At 55.1% G+C, this 13,917-nt stretch carries 16 protein-coding genes; 7 read left to right on the forward strand and 9 right to left on the reverse strand.

The window, feature by feature from the left end; all coding sequences use genetic code 11:
• Positions 1 to 269: 269 nt before the first annotated feature.
• Positions 270 to 1,493 carry a 3-hydroxyacyl-CoA dehydrogenase NAD-binding domain-containing protein gene (locus ACJAXR_RS08465; protein WP_415057819.1) on the forward strand — a complete coding sequence of 408 codons (1,224 nt, stop codon included), beginning with the start codon at positions 270 to 272 and terminating at the stop codon, positions 1,491 to 1,493.
• 85 nt (positions 1,494 to 1,578) lie between these two features.
• On the opposite strand, the gene ACJAXR_RS08470 is transcribed toward ACJAXR_RS08465, so the two are convergent.
• The 3 genes from ACJAXR_RS08470 to purM are packed head-to-tail and all read right to left on the reverse strand — an operon-like array spanning position 1,579 to position 4,088.
• Positions 1,579 to 2,316: a DUF3108 domain-containing protein gene (locus ACJAXR_RS08470; RefSeq protein WP_415057891.1), complete on the reverse strand. Its 738-nt coding sequence runs from the start codon at positions 2,314 to 2,316 to the stop codon at positions 1,579 to 1,581.
• A gap of 19 nt (positions 2,317 to 2,335) precedes the next feature.
• The gene (purN, locus tag ACJAXR_RS08475; RefSeq protein ID WP_415057820.1) at positions 2,336 to 3,016 is read right to left on the reverse strand and encodes a phosphoribosylglycinamide formyltransferase; all 681 of its coding nucleotides are present in this window, start codon (positions 3,014 to 3,016) and stop codon (positions 2,336 to 2,338) included.
• Between the two features lie 4 nt (positions 3,017 to 3,020).
• Positions 3,021 to 4,088: a phosphoribosylformylglycinamidine cyclo-ligase gene (purM, locus tag ACJAXR_RS08480; protein ID WP_415057821.1), complete on the reverse strand. Its 1,068-nt coding sequence runs from the start codon at positions 4,086 to 4,088 to the stop codon at positions 3,021 to 3,023.
• Positions 4,089 to 4,296: 208 nt separating this feature from the next.
• Here purM and ACJAXR_RS08485 point away from each other — a divergent pair, with 208 nt between their 5' ends.
• Genes ACJAXR_RS08485 through hda form a run of 3 tightly spaced genes read left to right on the forward strand, consistent with a single transcriptional unit; the run spans position 4,297 to position 7,300 of the window.
• On the forward strand, positions 4,297 to 5,433 hold the full coding sequence (locus ACJAXR_RS08485) for a DUF2066 domain-containing protein (RefSeq protein ID WP_415057822.1): 1,137 nt from the start codon (positions 4,297 to 4,299) through the stop codon (positions 5,431 to 5,433).
• A gap of 35 nt (positions 5,434 to 5,468) precedes the next feature.
• On the forward strand, positions 5,469 to 6,587 hold the full coding sequence (locus tag ACJAXR_RS08490; RefSeq protein WP_415057823.1) for an AI-2E family transporter: 1,119 nt from the start codon (positions 5,469 to 5,471) through the stop codon (positions 6,585 to 6,587).
• The gene (gene hda, locus ACJAXR_RS08495) at positions 6,587 to 7,300 is read left to right on the forward strand and encodes a DnaA regulatory inactivator Hda (protein ID WP_415057824.1); all 714 of its coding nucleotides are present in this window, start codon (positions 6,587 to 6,589) and stop codon (positions 7,298 to 7,300) included. Before ACJAXR_RS08490 ends, hda begins: the two co-directional genes overlap by 1 nt.
• 4 nt (positions 7,301 to 7,304) lie before the next feature.
• Here the strand turns inward: hda and ACJAXR_RS08500 are convergent, their stop codons facing one another.
• Genes ACJAXR_RS08500 through arsC form a run of 3 tightly spaced genes read right to left on the reverse strand, consistent with a single transcriptional unit; the run spans position 7,305 to position 8,672 of the window.
• Positions 7,305 to 7,712, reverse strand: coding sequence for a DUF2069 domain-containing protein (locus ACJAXR_RS08500; protein ID WP_415057825.1), 408 nt, complete (start codon positions 7,710 to 7,712; stop codon positions 7,305 to 7,307).
• The gene (gene wrbA / locus ACJAXR_RS08505) at positions 7,699 to 8,322 is read right to left on the reverse strand and encodes an NAD(P)H:quinone oxidoreductase (protein ID WP_415057826.1); all 624 of its coding nucleotides are present in this window, start codon (positions 8,320 to 8,322) and stop codon (positions 7,699 to 7,701) included. The genes ACJAXR_RS08500 and wrbA overlap by 14 nt, the downstream gene beginning before the upstream one ends.
• Positions 8,319 to 8,672 carry an arsenate reductase (glutaredoxin) gene (arsC, locus tag ACJAXR_RS08510; protein ID WP_415057827.1) on the reverse strand — a complete coding sequence of 118 codons (354 nt, stop codon included), beginning with the start codon at positions 8,670 to 8,672 and terminating at the stop codon, positions 8,319 to 8,321. Before arsC ends, wrbA begins: the two co-directional genes overlap by 4 nt.
• Positions 8,673 to 8,767: 95 nt before the next feature.
• Here arsC and ACJAXR_RS08515 point away from each other — a divergent pair, with 95 nt between their 5' ends.
• Genes ACJAXR_RS08515 through ACJAXR_RS08525 form a run of 3 tightly spaced genes read left to right on the forward strand, consistent with a single transcriptional unit; the run spans position 8,768 to position 10,759 of the window.
• Complete coding sequence (locus ACJAXR_RS08515) at positions 8,768 to 10,045, forward strand: YihY family inner membrane protein (RefSeq protein WP_415057828.1); 1,278 nt, start codon at positions 8,768 to 8,770, stop codon at positions 10,043 to 10,045.
• Positions 10,042 to 10,494: a TlpA disulfide reductase family protein gene (locus ACJAXR_RS08520; protein WP_415057829.1), complete on the forward strand. Its 453-nt coding sequence runs from the start codon at positions 10,042 to 10,044 to the stop codon at positions 10,492 to 10,494. The genes ACJAXR_RS08515 and ACJAXR_RS08520 overlap by 4 nt, the downstream gene beginning before the upstream one ends.
• Entirely contained in the window at positions 10,487 to 10,759 is a 273-nt protein-coding gene (locus ACJAXR_RS08525) for an acylphosphatase (protein WP_415057830.1), read from the forward strand. Before ACJAXR_RS08520 ends, ACJAXR_RS08525 begins: the two co-directional genes overlap by 8 nt.
• Before the next feature lie 10 nt (positions 10,760 to 10,769).
• Here the strand turns inward: ACJAXR_RS08525 and ACJAXR_RS08530 are convergent, their stop codons facing one another.
• Genes ACJAXR_RS08530 through ACJAXR_RS08540 form a run of 3 tightly spaced genes read right to left on the reverse strand, consistent with a single transcriptional unit; the run spans position 10,770 to position 13,834 of the window.
• Positions 10,770 to 11,354 carry a lytic transglycosylase domain-containing protein gene (locus ACJAXR_RS08530; protein WP_415057831.1) on the reverse strand — a complete coding sequence of 195 codons (585 nt, stop codon included), beginning with the start codon at positions 11,352 to 11,354 and terminating at the stop codon, positions 10,770 to 10,772.
• Position 11,355: 1 nt separating this feature from the next.
• Positions 11,356 to 12,087, reverse strand: coding sequence for a hypothetical protein (locus ACJAXR_RS08535; protein ID WP_415057832.1), 732 nt, complete (start codon positions 12,085 to 12,087; stop codon positions 11,356 to 11,358).
• 13 nt (positions 12,088 to 12,100) lie between these two features.
• Positions 12,101 to 13,834, reverse strand: coding sequence for a proline--tRNA ligase (locus ACJAXR_RS08540; protein WP_415057833.1), 1,734 nt, complete (start codon positions 13,832 to 13,834; stop codon positions 12,101 to 12,103).
• Positions 13,835 to 13,917: the final 83 nt, after the last annotated feature.

Genomic DNA, 13,917 nt, shown 5'->3' on the forward strand with positions numbered 1-13,917 from the left:
AAGTATCCATATTAGCCAAAAAGGGCATACCAACATTGTCATGGCCGACAATACTCACTGAGCATGCGCCAGCCAGCCAAAGGCTCAGGCCCGATGGCTAACGCAGATTTCTGATTTATTCACATCGTGAATGGTATTAATCAGGGTTATTCGTTTCAAATCTGGCGCGGATTTGCGTACTGTGTCGGTCCTTGTTTTACGGACTCTGTGGCCACCGTGATTGGTGGCCCGGTTCTGGCTAATCCCAATCGATCTGGAGGTACGCTGCGATGGCTTCTTTTGAAGAAATCAGGAAGGTAGGTGTAATAGGTGCCGGCACCATGGGCCGCGGTATCGTCATGAATTTCGTTAACGCCGGATATCCTGTCACCTGGCTGGACGTTAACGGCGAGATGCTGGAAACGGGTCTGACTGACATCGCGAGTGTTTATAAGCGCTCGGTGGCGCAGGAGCGCTTTGATGAAGCAGAGGCGCAGGCACGCCTGGGTCGTATTACTACTACCCAGAATTACGTCGATCTGCATGATATGGATCTGGTCGTAGAGGCCGTTTATGAAAATATGGACCTGAAGAAAAAAATCTTCGCCGAGTTGGACAAGGCCGTTAAGTCGTCAGCTATTCTGGCTACAAACACCTCGTATCTGGATATTGACGAAATCGCTTCCGCCACAGATCGCAAGTCACAGGTTCTCGGTCTGCACTTCTTCAGCCCGGCGCACATCATGAAGCTACTCGAAGTGGTCCGCGGAAAAGCGACGGCGCAGGACGTCATGGATGCCTGTCTGGCTGTTGGCACAAAGATCGGCAAGCAGGCGGTGTTGGCGGGTAATTGCCACGGCTTTATCGGTAACCGCATGCTTGAGAAGTATTCCCGTCAATCCCGTGAGGTAGTGCTGGAAGGCTCCACTCCGTGGGAAGTCGATCAGGCGCTTCAAGGCTTTGGCATGGCCATGGGCCCGTACCGTATGTATGACGTAGTCGGTGTGGATCTGGGCTGGCGCTCCCGCCAACTGGCCGGCGTCGGTCGTGGTGAGCCTATCGTCTGGCTGGACAATAAATTGTGTGAGATGGATCGCTTTGGGCAGAAAAGTGGTCACGGTTTTTATAAGTATGAGAAGGGTAGCCGTCAGGCCATGCATGATCCGGAAACCGACATGCTTGCCCGTGAAGTCGCGGAAGAAGCTGGTTACACCCCGCGTGATGTGGGCGCCGATGAGATCGTCGAGCGTTGCATTCTGGCGCTGGTTAATGAAGGCGCACGGATTCTGGACGAAGGCTTCGCCGAGTCAGCTGAGGATATTGATCGTGTCTATCTTTACGGTTACGGCTTTCCTGCGGAGCGTGGCGGGCCTATGAGCTACGCCGACAGCCTGGGTCTGAACGAAGTCCTCAAACAGCTTCGTGAGCTTGAAGCCAGTAAGGGTGAGTTCTGGAAGCCTGCTGAAGGGTTGGTTCGCCGTGCGGAGTTAGGTGAGCGGTTTAGCAAAAGTTGAGTTTGGTCTGATACAAAAAAACCGCAGGGGCTTTTCAGCTCTGCGGTTTTTTTTGGCTGACGGCTTGAGCCACCAGGGCATGCTTTTACTGCTGATCAGAGACGACTGAACCCACGACTGGCTCGCCGCCGACCGTCGCTTCCTTGAGCATGATTCGATAGTGTTGGCCGTCGGTTTCCACCTGGCTGAGTCTGACCAGCAAGTAGTTCCAGTCTTTGGCAAACCACAGGGTGGTCTGGCGTTTGGAGTCGGCGTCTCGCACGCGCTCCACCTTCACTGCGTCAAACTGGCCAGCACGCGTTGTGACGCGATCCTCGCCAACCACTTTAAAGTTGTACTGGTCGATTTCGTCGCCGTCTACGACCTGGTAGCTCATCTCCATCAGGCCAGCCATCAGGTCCCTTTGTAAAGCCAACTGGTAGGTTGTCTTGTCGAGCAGTCCCGGTTCGGCCGACAGGGTGAATGCCTCGCCCTTGTACTCACCGGTGACCTGTTTGTTGGCCCAGTCGAAAATCTGGGTTGTTTCGCGGCCTCGACCCAGGCCACGGCGTTCGTACTTATAACTGAGCGGTACTACATTGCCCTCTTCAAACCGCAGGGTGCTTTCCTCGGAAAGACGAGCGACGAACATGCCGGCGGTGAAGCTGAGGTTCCAGGTACCATCGGTATTTTGTGTAAGGGTATGGATGGCTTCGCCGTTGACCGGAATTTTCTTCATGTCAGCGGCGTAGCTGGCTGTGAAGGGCGTTAGTTCTGCTGCTGTCAGAGCGCCGGCACACAGACTCAGGCCGAGGGCTGCCAGCCAGCGTAAGGGACGTCTGATCGCCAGGTATTGTGACGTGCTATGAGGCATAGTGATGTTCTCGCAGGTCGTGATTATGATCTTGAAGTTTCAATCCGCCGGACGGTAGTGCATGCCCATCCAGTTGGGCCTGTCCATCAATGAGTCTCAAGCGACCCTGAATGAACCAGTCCATCACCAGCGGATAGAGTTGATGTTCTTGTTGTTGCACCCGGGCCGCAAGTGAAGCTGGCGTGTCATCGGGTGCGATGGCCACTGTGGCCTGAAGGATCAATGGACCGCCGTCCAGCTCAGGGGTAACGAAATGCACTGTGCTGCCGTGCTCGCCATCACCTGCGTCCAATGCGCGCTGGTGTGTATGTAACCCCTTGTATTTGGGCAACAAAGAGGGGTGAATGTTCAATAGCAATCCGCGGTAATGCTCGACGAACGTGGGAGTAAGGATGCGCATGAATCCGGCTAGCAACACCAGGTCCGGCTTGAGTTGATCGATGTGCTCAATCACAGCCTGGTCGTAGTGTTCGCGGTCGAGATAATCGCGATTGTCCAGGGCCAGAGTCGGAATGCCAGCCTGTCGCGCACGCTCAAGACCCTTGGCTTCGGGGCGATTGGATATGACCGCGACTATTTGGCCCTCGTCGGGGCGCGCCTGCAGGCTGTCAATGAGCGCCTGCAGATTGGTTCCGGATCCGGAAATAAGTACCAGAATGCGAAAGGTCACTACTTCAGCGACTCCCGCGATACAAGGCTACCGGTTCGGCTCCTTCGTCTGCCCGCTCAATGCTGCCAATTATCCAGGGTTGTTCACCGGCATCCTCGAGCACTTTCAAGGCACGAGCAGCCTCTTCAGAGCCAACACAGATGATCATGCCGACGCCGCAGTTCAAGACACGGTACATCTCGGTTTCATTTACGTTACCTAGCTCTTGAAGCCAATTGAATACGGCTGGGCGCTTCCAGCTGTCTAAGTTGATGCGGGCAACCGCGTCAGTCGGCAAGACGCGAGGAATATTCTCAAGAAGACCACCGCCGGTAATATGGGCCATGGCTTTCACTGCGCCGGTCTCGCTGATCAATTTCAGCAATGCTTTCACGTAGATACGTGTTGGCGCCATCAACAAATCGGTAACGGGCTGACCTTCAAGTTGTACCTGACTGATGTCGACACCTGCCACTTCAATGATCTTGCGTACCAGTGAGTAGCCATTGGAATGGGGCCCGGAGGAGGGGAGAGCGAGCAGTACATCTCCCGCTTGAACGCGACTGCCATCGATGATCTCCGATTTTTCGACGACGCCGACACAGAAGCCGGCCAGGTCGTAATCTTCGCCCTCGTACATGCCGGGCATTTCTGCTGTTTCTCCACCCACCAGGGCGCAGCCGGCCAACTCGCAACCAGCACCGATACCGGTTACTACCTCCGCGGCAATATCAATATTGAGCTTGCCAGTAGCGTAGTAATCGAGAAAGAACAGCGGCTCTGCACCACACACCACCAGGTCGTTCACGCACATGGCAACGAGGTCGATACCGATGGTGTCGTGCTTGCCAAGATCCATTGCCAGTCGCAGCTTAGTACCGACGCCATCCGTGCCCGATACCAGTACCGGTTGGCGATATCCCGGAGGTATTTCGCACAATGCACCAAAGCCACCTAGTCCGCCCATGACTTCAGGACGGCTGGTGCGTTTGGCAACATGCTTGATACGGTCGATCAGCGCATTGCCAGCATCGATATCGACGCCAGCGTCCTTGTAGCTGATGGAAGGCTTGGGAGGGGTTTGGCTGCTCATGCTGGGATCTCGACGACGGAAAAGGGAATAACAGCCTACTTGCTCCGGGCGGCTGCACTATAGCGCGCTAGTTTAGCAACATGCCGGGCTGAGAACCATGCTCGCCGCTCGATACCCGCTGGTAGTTGGTTCCCTTGGTTGCCGCGGTGGCGGCGCACGTTTAATGTATGCGCATTATTCATGTCGTTCCGGCCTCGGGAATTCCTTCATGTACCAGTTGTGCAGAAAGATCAATCTACTGTTATTGGCTGTCGTGCTCATGCCCACGGCGCTGCAGGCGGCTGTACTCGAGGACTTCTATCGGGTTGATGCAGGCGGAGGGACGGAACAGACCCGTGATCAGGCGTTGACTGAGGCGTTCGAGCTAATGTTGGTGCGCCAGGTGGGCAGTGCTGCTGCTGAGAGTCAAGCGCTGGCAGCCGCTCGCCAAGATCCCAAAGCTTATATGCGCCGCATTGCCGGTACGGAATCTGGTGGGGTCAGTGTCGAGTTCGAGTCAACCGCTTTGCGCAGTCTGCTGGTAAGTGCTGGCCTGCCAATGCTTGGACCCAATCGGCCGACCGTCATGCTCTGGGCCGTCGAGAGTCGTGTGCTCGGTACCGATCACCTGAGTCATGGTAGCGAATGGATTACCGTTCTCAACGATGCCGCGAGGCGCCGCGCTGTAGCCTTGAGTTTGCCTTTGGCCGATCTGGAGGATCGCAGTCTGGTCGCCGTGGACAATGTGTCGCAAGCAAACGGGGACATTCTGAAGCAGGCTAGCAAACGATATGATGCGAGTGCAGTGCTGGCGCTGACGATCGAAGGAGAGGCTGATGCGGCAGTACTCAGTTGGCATTGGTGGCTGAATGATCAGGCTGACAGTGGGCAGATTACCGCACAATCCGCAGCCGCGGCGGCCGATGAGCTAATGCTCGCGGTGGCTGACAGGGTGTTTGAGCAATACGCAGTCGCACCGTCTGATACTGCTGAGGGGTCCGACTGGGAAGTGGTAGTTGATGGCATCAATAGTGTGGATGAGTTCGCCGGCTTGCAGCGCACCTTGCAGCAACTGGGCAGCAAAAATGCGCCACAGGTTTTGAGCGTCCAGGGTGATCAGGTCAGACTGGCCCTCGATTTCCCCGGCACTGAAGCGCAACTGGAAAGGTTGTTGGCTCTGGATCAGCGCATGCGGCGTATGTCGGCTCCCAAGGCTGAGCTTGCAGATGTTGTGCAGCCAGTTATTACTGAGACAGCTGAAGAGTCAGGCGACGCAGATTTGAACGCCACCACGGGAGAGTCTGAGACCGAGTCTTTGCCGGAGCCGCTACCGCCGCAAAATAGAATGTATTTTCGCTGGCGCTAAGCCTCGTATCGGCTTTTCAATTCAAGGAAATGAACATGATTACAGATTCGCGCTGGTATTGGGCGGCAGGATTGGTCGCGCTGTTGCTGATGGTCTATTTGCTGCAACCCATATTGCCACCGTTTCTGATTGGCATTTTGCTCGCCTACCTGGGCGACCCTGCCGTGGGCAGACTTGAGCGCCGCGGGGTGCCGCGTATGGCTGGCGTGGTGCTGGTTTTTGCAGCAGTTACGAGTGTTTTTGCCATGCTGTTACTGATTCTGATACCGCTGCTGATGAACGAGATTGGAATCCTGCGTGACCGCATTCCGTCCATGGTGACCTGGTTTAACCAGACGGCTTTGCCCTGGTTCCAGTCCCGGCTGAACGTGGACGTTAGCAGCTTTCGACTGGAGAGCGTGACAGAGACCATCCGTGAGAATCTGGCCAAGACCGGCGGTGTTGTCGGTGCGATTTTGCAGCAGGCGACCCGCTCGACAATGGCTCTGCTGACCTGGCTGGTCAATCTGGCGATGATTCCGGTTGTGGCGTTCTATCTGATGCGCGACTGGAAAGACATAATGCAACGCATTCGCGGTTTGCTGCCCAGACAGCACGAGGAGCTGGCTATTGGCTTGGTTCGGGACTGTGATGAAGTGCTCAGTTCCTTCATCCGGGGTCAATTACTCGTGATGCTGTGCCTGGGCGTTATCTATTCGGTGGGATTGTGGTTTGTGGGACTGGAGCTGGCATTGTTGATTGGCATGATTGCCGGACTGGCGAGTATCGTCCCTTATCTGGGTTTTGTCGTAGGTGTTGGCGCTGCGCTTATAGCGGCGATATTTCAATTCGGCGACGTCTTCTATCTTGTAGCTGTGGTGGTCGTTTTTGGCATTGGGCAGGTGATCGAGAGTACTGTTCTGGTCCCTCTTTTGGTCGGTGACCGCATTGGTTTACACCCAGTGGCGGTTATTTTCGCTGTATTGGCCGGTGGCCAGTTGTTCGGCTTTGTCGGTGTCTTGCTGGCGTTGCCGGTAGCCGCAGTATTGATGGTGCTTGTGCGCTACATGTTGCACAGGTACAAGGAATCTGAGATCTATCGAGAGCGCCAGGCAGGGAAATCCGATGATGCCGAGATGCAAGCAGTCCTCGACTTGGAGACCCCCGCCCCCTGATGTCCAAAGGCATACCCGTACAGTTGCCGCTGAGCGTTAAGCTGAATGATGAGGCAACCCTGAATAACTTTTTCATTGGACCCAACGGGCAGGCAGTCACGGCGGTCGAAACTCTGGCGGATCCGCATATAGGTCCGGTTGACTTCTCTTTGTATCTCTGGGGATCAGCGGGCACCGGACGATCACATCTGTTACAGGCCGCCTGTCATCGCATGGCTGAAACCGGGGGTCTGAGTATGTACCTGCCTTTAACTGACGTAGCTGAGCACGGTCCTGGTTTGCTTGAAGGAATGGAGCATCTTGATCTGCTGTGCTTGGATGGGCTGGACGTACTGGTAGGCGATGCAGTGTGGGAAGAAGCTCTGTTTCATGTGTATAACCGACTACGCGAGCAGGGTGGACGCTTGCTGATGGCAGCCAGTGCATCACCGCGAAATATGGGTTTCAGTCTCCCAGACCTGATCTCGCGTTTGGGCTGGGGCCTGGTTTTCCAGCTGCAGCCTCTGGATGATCAGAACAAGCAGGAAGCCCTGAAGCTGCGTGCAGAGCGCCGCGGATTACAGCTTCCCGACGAAGTGGCGCGCTTCATGCTCAGCCGCGGTGCTCGCGGTATGGGTGAGCTCTTTGCGGTACTTGAGAAGCTGGATCACGCATCCCTGCAAGCCCAGCATCGTTTGACCATTCCCTTTGTCAAACGCATCATGCATTGGTGATCGGCTATTGTTCTTCTTGCACGCGCTTAGCTTGAAAACCCCAGCGTACGTAACCCATGGCGGGAATGAAATACAGCACGCTGAAGCCGACCAGTAAAGCACCGTAAAGCAGTCTTCCTGGTTGGAAGCACACCAGAACTCCGTAGATAAAGTACAGATTTATGGCGAAGCAGAGCCACGCGTGGGTGCGCACGTTACCCATTAGCATGCCTGGCAGGAATATCAGCAGGGGTACCAGCAGGGTGCCGATGATGACCAACGGACTGGCACCATGCAGGTCAGCAAACAGAGCGTTGTAGGTCAGCAGCACGAAGATCACACCGAGATAACCAAGCAGCGAAAGTATCCGGCAGACCAACAGACGCGGTTTGAGGTAATCCAGTGACGGTAATGGTTTATCAGCTTTTGACATGGGCGGCTCCAGCATGCAGCTTGCGGGTGAGCATTGCGATCCGCTGTCCGAGAGAACGGCAAAGCGCAGATTCATGATTATCGAGCGCGCGGGCGCCATCTACCCCGGCATGATGGCTTGCACCATAGGGTGTCCCACCGCCACGGGTTTCAGTCAGTTCACTGTTCGTGTATGGCAGCCCAACCAGCACCATGCCATGGTGCATCAAAGGCAATTGCATCGATAACAACGTACTTTCCTGGCCCCCGTGCAGGCTTGCCGTGGATGTGAACACTGCGGCAGGTTTGTCTACCAGGCTCCCGGCGAGCCAGAGGCTGCTGGTACCATCAATGAAATACTTCAACGGGGCAGCCATGTTGCCGAAGCGCGTTGGACTACCCAATACCAGTGCTGCGCATTGCCTCAAGTCGTCCTCGGTGCAATACACTGCCCCGCTGGCTGGAACGGAGGGACTACTGGCTCGGTTCTCTGGAGATACTTCAGGTACGGTCCTGATGCGAGCCTCCAGGCCACTGCGCTCGATACCTTCAGCGATCAGACGGGCCATTTTGGCAGTGGCACCATGGCGGCTGTAATAGAGGACCAGAACGTAGGGTGTCGGCTGGCTCATGCAAAGAGCTCCAATGCCCGTTCCGGGGGACGCGCCAGAACCGCTTTGCCGTGGCGAACCACAATAGGACGTTCGATCAGCCTGGGATAGTCAGCCAGCGCCTGTACAAGCTGCGCTTCACTGAGTTCGGGGTTGTCCAGATTCAGTTCTTTGTAGGTGTCCTCACTCTTGCGCATCAGCTCGCGGGCGCTCAGGTCGAGCATTGTCAGAAGTTCGCTTATCGATGCGTTATCCAGTGGCGTTTTGATGTAATCGATAATTTCCAGCGCTTCGCCTTGCTCTTCGAGCAGAGCCAGCGCCTGGCGGGATTTTGAGCACCGGGGGTTGTGATAGATGCGTGCCGCGGACATGGGAGTCTCCGTTCCTGTAATCGGGTGCCGGGTGGCTAATACCGGGCGTGAGGTTTATTCTAAGCCCTAATCATTCTGGCTGTCAGGGTATATGGATGCCGCAAAGACTCAACCTGTTACTGCATTTTTGCCGTTATCTGTTTAGCCGGTTCAGTGAAGATAATTGTGTCAAGAACGCGGCTGCGCTCACCTACACAACGCTCTTTGCGGTCGTGCCAGTCATGACTGTCAGTTATGCGATGCTGGCTGCTATCCCGGCCTTTGACCAGGTAGGCAGTCAGGTAGAAGACTTTATTTTCAGCAATTTTGTGCCATCCACTGGCGACACATTGCGTCAGTACCTGATTGAGTTTTCCGATCAGGCCCGCCAGCTTACCGGTGTGGGCGTAGCTTTGCTGTTGATTACCGCCCTACTAATGCTGCTGAATATCGAACGCGCATTCAACGCGATTTGGCGTATCCGCCAGCCTCGGCGAGGTATTTCCAGCTTCCTGCTCTACTGGGCTGTGTTGAGCCTGGGTCCTTTGCTTCTGGGGGCGGGGTTCGTGGTCAGCACCTACCTAACGTCGCTTAATTTTTTTGGCACCGGGGCAACGCTAGATACTCTGACACGCCTGCTGCTGGGCTGGATTCCGCTGTTACTCAGCGTGGCTGCCTTTACATTGGTCTATGTTGCTGTGCCTAACACTCGGGTGCCCCTGCGCCACGGTTTAGCCGGCGGTGTGCTGGTGGCGCTTTTGTTTGAGGGGGCTAAAGCTTCTTTTGCGTTGTATGTAGCTTTGTTCCCGGGATATCAATTGATCTACGGCGCCTTCGCTGCCTTTCCGCTTTTTCTGCTGTGGATCTATGTCAGTTGGATGATTATCCTTTTTGGCGCTGAACTGGTGGCTAACTTGGGTAACAGTAATGCCTGGAAACGCCCCATGCTCCCTGGCCTGCTGAGTATGCTGGGTCTGTTACAGGTCTTTTTGCGTGCACACAAACAGGGTGACGTGGTCGATCTTGGACGCGTTAATAATGCAGGCTGGATCATGCACGAAGAGCTCTGGCTGGAACAGACAGGGTGGTTAGAGACTGAACAAATAATCATTCGCGCTCAGGCAGGGGGCTACGTACTCAGTCGCGATCTCGATCAGATGCAGCTGGTAGACTTGCTTGGCCGATTACCTGATAGGCTCCCGAATACAAGTGAATTGCCCTCGCGTCTGCAGCCTGACGCCCCATGGTATCCGCCACTGCTTGCAGCATTGGCACGGCTTGAGGAACAGCGGCGTGACACCTTGGGTGGCAGTGTCAAGGAATGGCTGAACACTGCCGGAACAGCCGATGGTGCAGCGACGCAAGCGGCTGAGAAGGAGGCCCTGCAAACATGATTGATCGAATTCTATTATCGCTTTTATGCATCGTTTTAGCGGGTTGCGGCCAACAGTGGACAGACCAACGGGGCGGGCAGGTGCAAGAAACTGATTTGCAGGGCCGCTGGATGGTAGTCAATTACTGGGCTGAGTGGTGTGCGCCCTGCCGTGAAGAGCTACCCGAGCTCAATGCGTTGGCCGAGGTGTCGGATCAAGTGATTGTGCTCGGTATCCATTTTGACGCCTATGAAGGTGAGGAATTACGCGCCCTGAGCGATCAGATGGGTATCCGTTTTGCCGTCGTAGGACATGACTTTGCCGAGGCGTACGGTTTGAATCTGCCTCAGGTTTTGCCAACGACCTATATAATCAATCCGCAAGGGAAGGTTGCTCACAGCCTGCAGGGGCCCCAAACCGAGCGGGATCTGCTGGCCTTGTTGCCAATTGAAGGAGCAGATAATGACTAGACTCAGCGTACAAGGCTTTATACACGGCGATGTCCAGGGTGTGGGTTTTCGTCAGGCAACAGTGCGGCAGGCTAACAAGCTAGGGTTGGATGGATGGGTCAGAAACAGCCCGGATGGCACTGTAGAAATCATGCTGTGTGGAACGCACGATGGCGTTGAAGCGATGGCTCACTGGCTGCAAGAGGGGCCAAAGGCGGCGAGAGTTGACTCAGTCGATCTTGAAGCCTGTATCTGGCAGGACATTGCCGGGTTTGTGCAGCTCTGAGTGGCGACTCTTATTCATTGACGTACCAGTAGCTGTACCAATAGTCGAGCACCCTGTCAGGATACTTCTGGCTGCCCAAGCTGCCGTTATAGCGGGCCAGACCACGCCGTAGATTGCCGTTTTCCTTGTCGAGATAATATTTGAGGATAGTGCAGCCGTAGCGCAGATTCGTAGCCAGATCTATCAGATTGTCTTCCGGACGGCCGAGCTCGTGTTTCCAGAAAGGCATTACTTGCATGATCCCCTGAGCGCCGGCTCTGGAGAGTGCATACCGATCAAACAGACTTTCTGCGTGGATAAGCGCCAGCACCAGGTCAGGCTTGAGACCCGCTGTGCTGGAAGCCTGATGAACCAGCCGCAGAAATTCCAAGCGCTCCTGTTGCTCCGGGAGGTAGGGTTGCATACGGGTCGACATGTCGACCAGCCAGACCTCGGCGTCGAAGCGGTCGTCGAAACTGTCTGAGCGAGCCACCGTTTCCAATAGCAGGGCTTTGAGCTGTTGATCGACTTCTACGGCAGTCTGTGCCTGTGCGATGTGCGTGGCTGCCAGCCAGGTAAGGAGTATTGCGGTCACGATTCTTGCGCGGTTTGCCATGTCAGGGCCGTTTGTTGACGTCCAGAGCCTGAATGAACTCACCCTGCAGCACCGGATCGCCCGTTGTCAGCAGAATTAGCATATTTTCCAACTGGTTTGATTCAACCTCGAGCTCCAGCTCAGCTAGGCGCTGAACGCGATAGGCCCACTGCTCCACGTCGTCTTCTTCCAGGTTGTCATATATCAGCGCTACCGCTTCATGCAGTTTGCTGCGCAGGTCGCGACCGATCAGGATGTTTTCTTCTCTTCGCGATGATTGATCCACCTGGGCACTCAGCTGGATCACCCGCAAGTTCTGGTAGTCAAGATCGAGAAAACCATCATTCAACAGATTCAGCTGCAAGAGACCGTCCTGATCCGTTTGCAGGGTAGTCTGAAAATTACCGGCGACGACGGTTACCGTCTTTTCTGACCATGGCAGGTTTTGGTACTCATCGCGCTCGTCAAGTTGGTTGCCTCGCACATCAAATAGGCGGACGTGATATAGCAGCTGTTCGGTGACGCGCACGTTACGCTGGGGCAGAGACATGACCGCGGGCTCGCCGATGTCAATATGGACACTATGGCTGACCAGTGCGCGTTCTACCCGGTCTCGATTCTGATCGGCTTGCTCGTTCGGTGTGGAGCAGCCGATCAGAAGCAGGCCAGTGATCGCTGAAAGCAGACAGAAATTCACTTTCTTACGAATGCTGACCTGGTGTGATGCCTGACGCTGTAATACTGAAGTGTGCATGCCGTTTGTTATCTCAGGCCGTGTCGATTTTTTGCAGCAGAAACTCAAGAATACCGCCAACCTTGATATTGCTGATTTCAGTGTCCCGTCGATACTTGTACTCGACATGGCCTTCGTCCAACCCGCGGTCGCCTATCACTACCCGGTGCGGGATGCCGATAAGATCCATGTCAGCAAACTTCACACCTGGGCTGACTTTCTTGTCCCGATCATCCAGCAATACCTCAATTCCTGCTGCAAGCAGTGCTTTGTAGAGTCGGTCAGTTTCTACCTTTACGGCCTCGGAGCTTTCCATTTTCAGGGGTATCAGAGCCACTTGGAAGGGCGCCAGTGCAGCGGGCCAAATAATGCCGCGAGGATCATTGTTCTGTTCTATAGCGGCGGCTACAACGCGCGAAACGCCGATGCCATAGCAACCCATGCTTAAGGTGCTGGCTTTACCCTGCTCGTTGAGTACGGTGCATTTCATTGCCTCGCTATACTTGCGACCGAGCTGGAATATATGACCCACTTCAATGCCGCGTTTGATCTCCAGCGTGCCCTGGCCATCGGGACTGGCATCGCCCGCGACTACATTGCGCAGATCGGCTGCCTCATCATATTGAGCGTCTCGCTCCCAGTTGACCCCAGTGAAATGGCTGCCATCTTGGTTAGCGCCACAAATGAAGTCTGCCAGGTGAGCTGCTTCATGGTCAGCAATGACCTTGATTGCCAGACCGACTGGGCCTATTGAGCCGGGTTTGCAGCCGACAGCCTGCTGGATCTGGGCTTCACTGGCGAAGGTCAGCGGTGAGTGGACGGCGGGATGTCTTTCAGCCTTGATAGTGTTCAGTTCATGATCTCCGCGCAGGATCAAGGCAATCATGGGCTGCTGTTTGCTCTCGCCAGCTTCACCCAGGACGATCAACGTTTTAATTGTGTGTTGTGCGGGCGCGTCGAGGAAATCGCATACGGCTTCAATTGTGAACTGATTGGGCGTCTCAACCAGGGTTTTTGGCGCGCTGGCGGTAGGCCGCTCACCCTGTGGTGCTAGTGCGGTGGCCTTTTCCATATTAGCGGCGTAGCTGCCCGTATCAGAGAAGACAATCGCATCCTCCCCCGAGTCTGCCAGTACATGAAATTCGTGGGACCCTTCGCCACCGATAGAACCGTTATCTGCAACCACAGGCCGGAAGTCGAGGCCCAGCCGGGTGAAAATATTCGAGTAGGCCTGGTACATACCCTGGTAGGTTTGTTCTAGCGAGGCCTGGTCGAGGTGAAAGGAATAGGCATCTTTCATCACAAACTCACGTGCGCGCATCAAACCGAAGCGCGGACGGATTTCGTCCCGAAACTTGGTCTGAATCTGATACAGGTTAAGTGGCAATTGCTTGTAGCTGCTTATCTCGCTGCGGGCCAGGTCGGTGACCACTTCCTCATGGGTTGGGCCTACACAGAATTCACGAGCATGGCGATCTTTTAATCTAAGCAACTCGGGACCGTACTCTTCCCAGCGGCCCGACTCCTGCCAAAGTTCAGCAGGCTGAATGGCTGGCATCAATATTTCCATTGCCCCGGCTTTGTTCATTTCATCGCGAACAATGGCTTCGACTTTGCGCAGAACGCGTAATCCCATGGGCAACCAGGTATAGAGACCCGAAGCAATCTTGCGAATCATCCCGGCGCGCAGCATCAATTGGTGGCTGATCACCGTAGCGTCGGCTGGGGTTTCCTTGAGCGTAGAGATCAGATATTGGCTGGTGCGCATGGGGCAGTGGATCCTGAGGCAGTTTAAGCGATGAACACATTGTACGGTTGTGACCAGTTGGCGTATAGCCCGGCCAAAGGCTG

The organism is Halopseudomonas sp. (assembly GCF_047631575.1).
In the GTDB taxonomy this organism is placed as follows: Bacteria; Pseudomonadota; Gammaproteobacteria; order Pseudomonadales; family Pseudomonadaceae; genus Halopseudomonas.

Coding starts and splice junctions, on each gene's coding strand:
- ACJAXR_RS08520 (WP_415057829.1), top strand. CDS start 10,042: ATGATTGATCGAATTCTATTATCGCTTTTATGCATCGTTTTAGCGGGT.
- ACJAXR_RS08535 (WP_415057832.1), bottom strand. CDS start 12,087: ATGCACACTTCAGTATTACAGCGTCAGGCATCACACCAGGTCAGCATT.
- arsC (WP_415057827.1), bottom strand. CDS start 8,672: ATGTCCGCGGCACGCATCTATCACAACCCCCGGTGCTCAAAATCCCGC.
- ACJAXR_RS08465 (WP_415057819.1), top strand. CDS start 270: ATGGCTTCTTTTGAAGAAATCAGGAAGGTAGGTGTAATAGGTGCCGGC.
- purM (WP_415057821.1), bottom strand. CDS start 4,088: ATGAGCAGCCAAACCCCTCCCAAGCCTTCCATCAGCTACAAGGACGCT.
- ACJAXR_RS08540 (WP_415057833.1), bottom strand. CDS start 13,834: ATGCGCACCAGCCAATATCTGATCTCTACGCTCAAGGAAACCCCAGCC.
- ACJAXR_RS08500 (WP_415057825.1), bottom strand. CDS start 7,712: ATGTCAAAAGCTGATAAACCATTACCGTCACTGGATTACCTCAAACCG.
- ACJAXR_RS08490 (WP_415057823.1), top strand. CDS start 5,469: ATGATTACAGATTCGCGCTGGTATTGGGCGGCAGGATTGGTCGCGCTG.
- ACJAXR_RS08515 (WP_415057828.1), top strand. CDS start 8,768: ATGCCGCAAAGACTCAACCTGTTACTGCATTTTTGCCGTTATCTGTTT.
- wrbA (WP_415057826.1), bottom strand. CDS start 8,322: ATGAGCCAGCCGACACCCTACGTTCTGGTCCTCTATTACAGCCGCCAT.
- hda (WP_415057824.1), top strand. CDS start 6,587: ATGTCCAAAGGCATACCCGTACAGTTGCCGCTGAGCGTTAAGCTGAAT.
- ACJAXR_RS08485 (WP_415057822.1), top strand. CDS start 4,297: ATGTACCAGTTGTGCAGAAAGATCAATCTACTGTTATTGGCTGTCGTG.
- ACJAXR_RS08525 (WP_415057830.1), top strand. CDS start 10,487: ATGACTAGACTCAGCGTACAAGGCTTTATACACGGCGATGTCCAGGGT.
- ACJAXR_RS08530 (WP_415057831.1), bottom strand. CDS start 11,354: ATGGCAAACCGCGCAAGAATCGTGACCGCAATACTCCTTACCTGGCTG.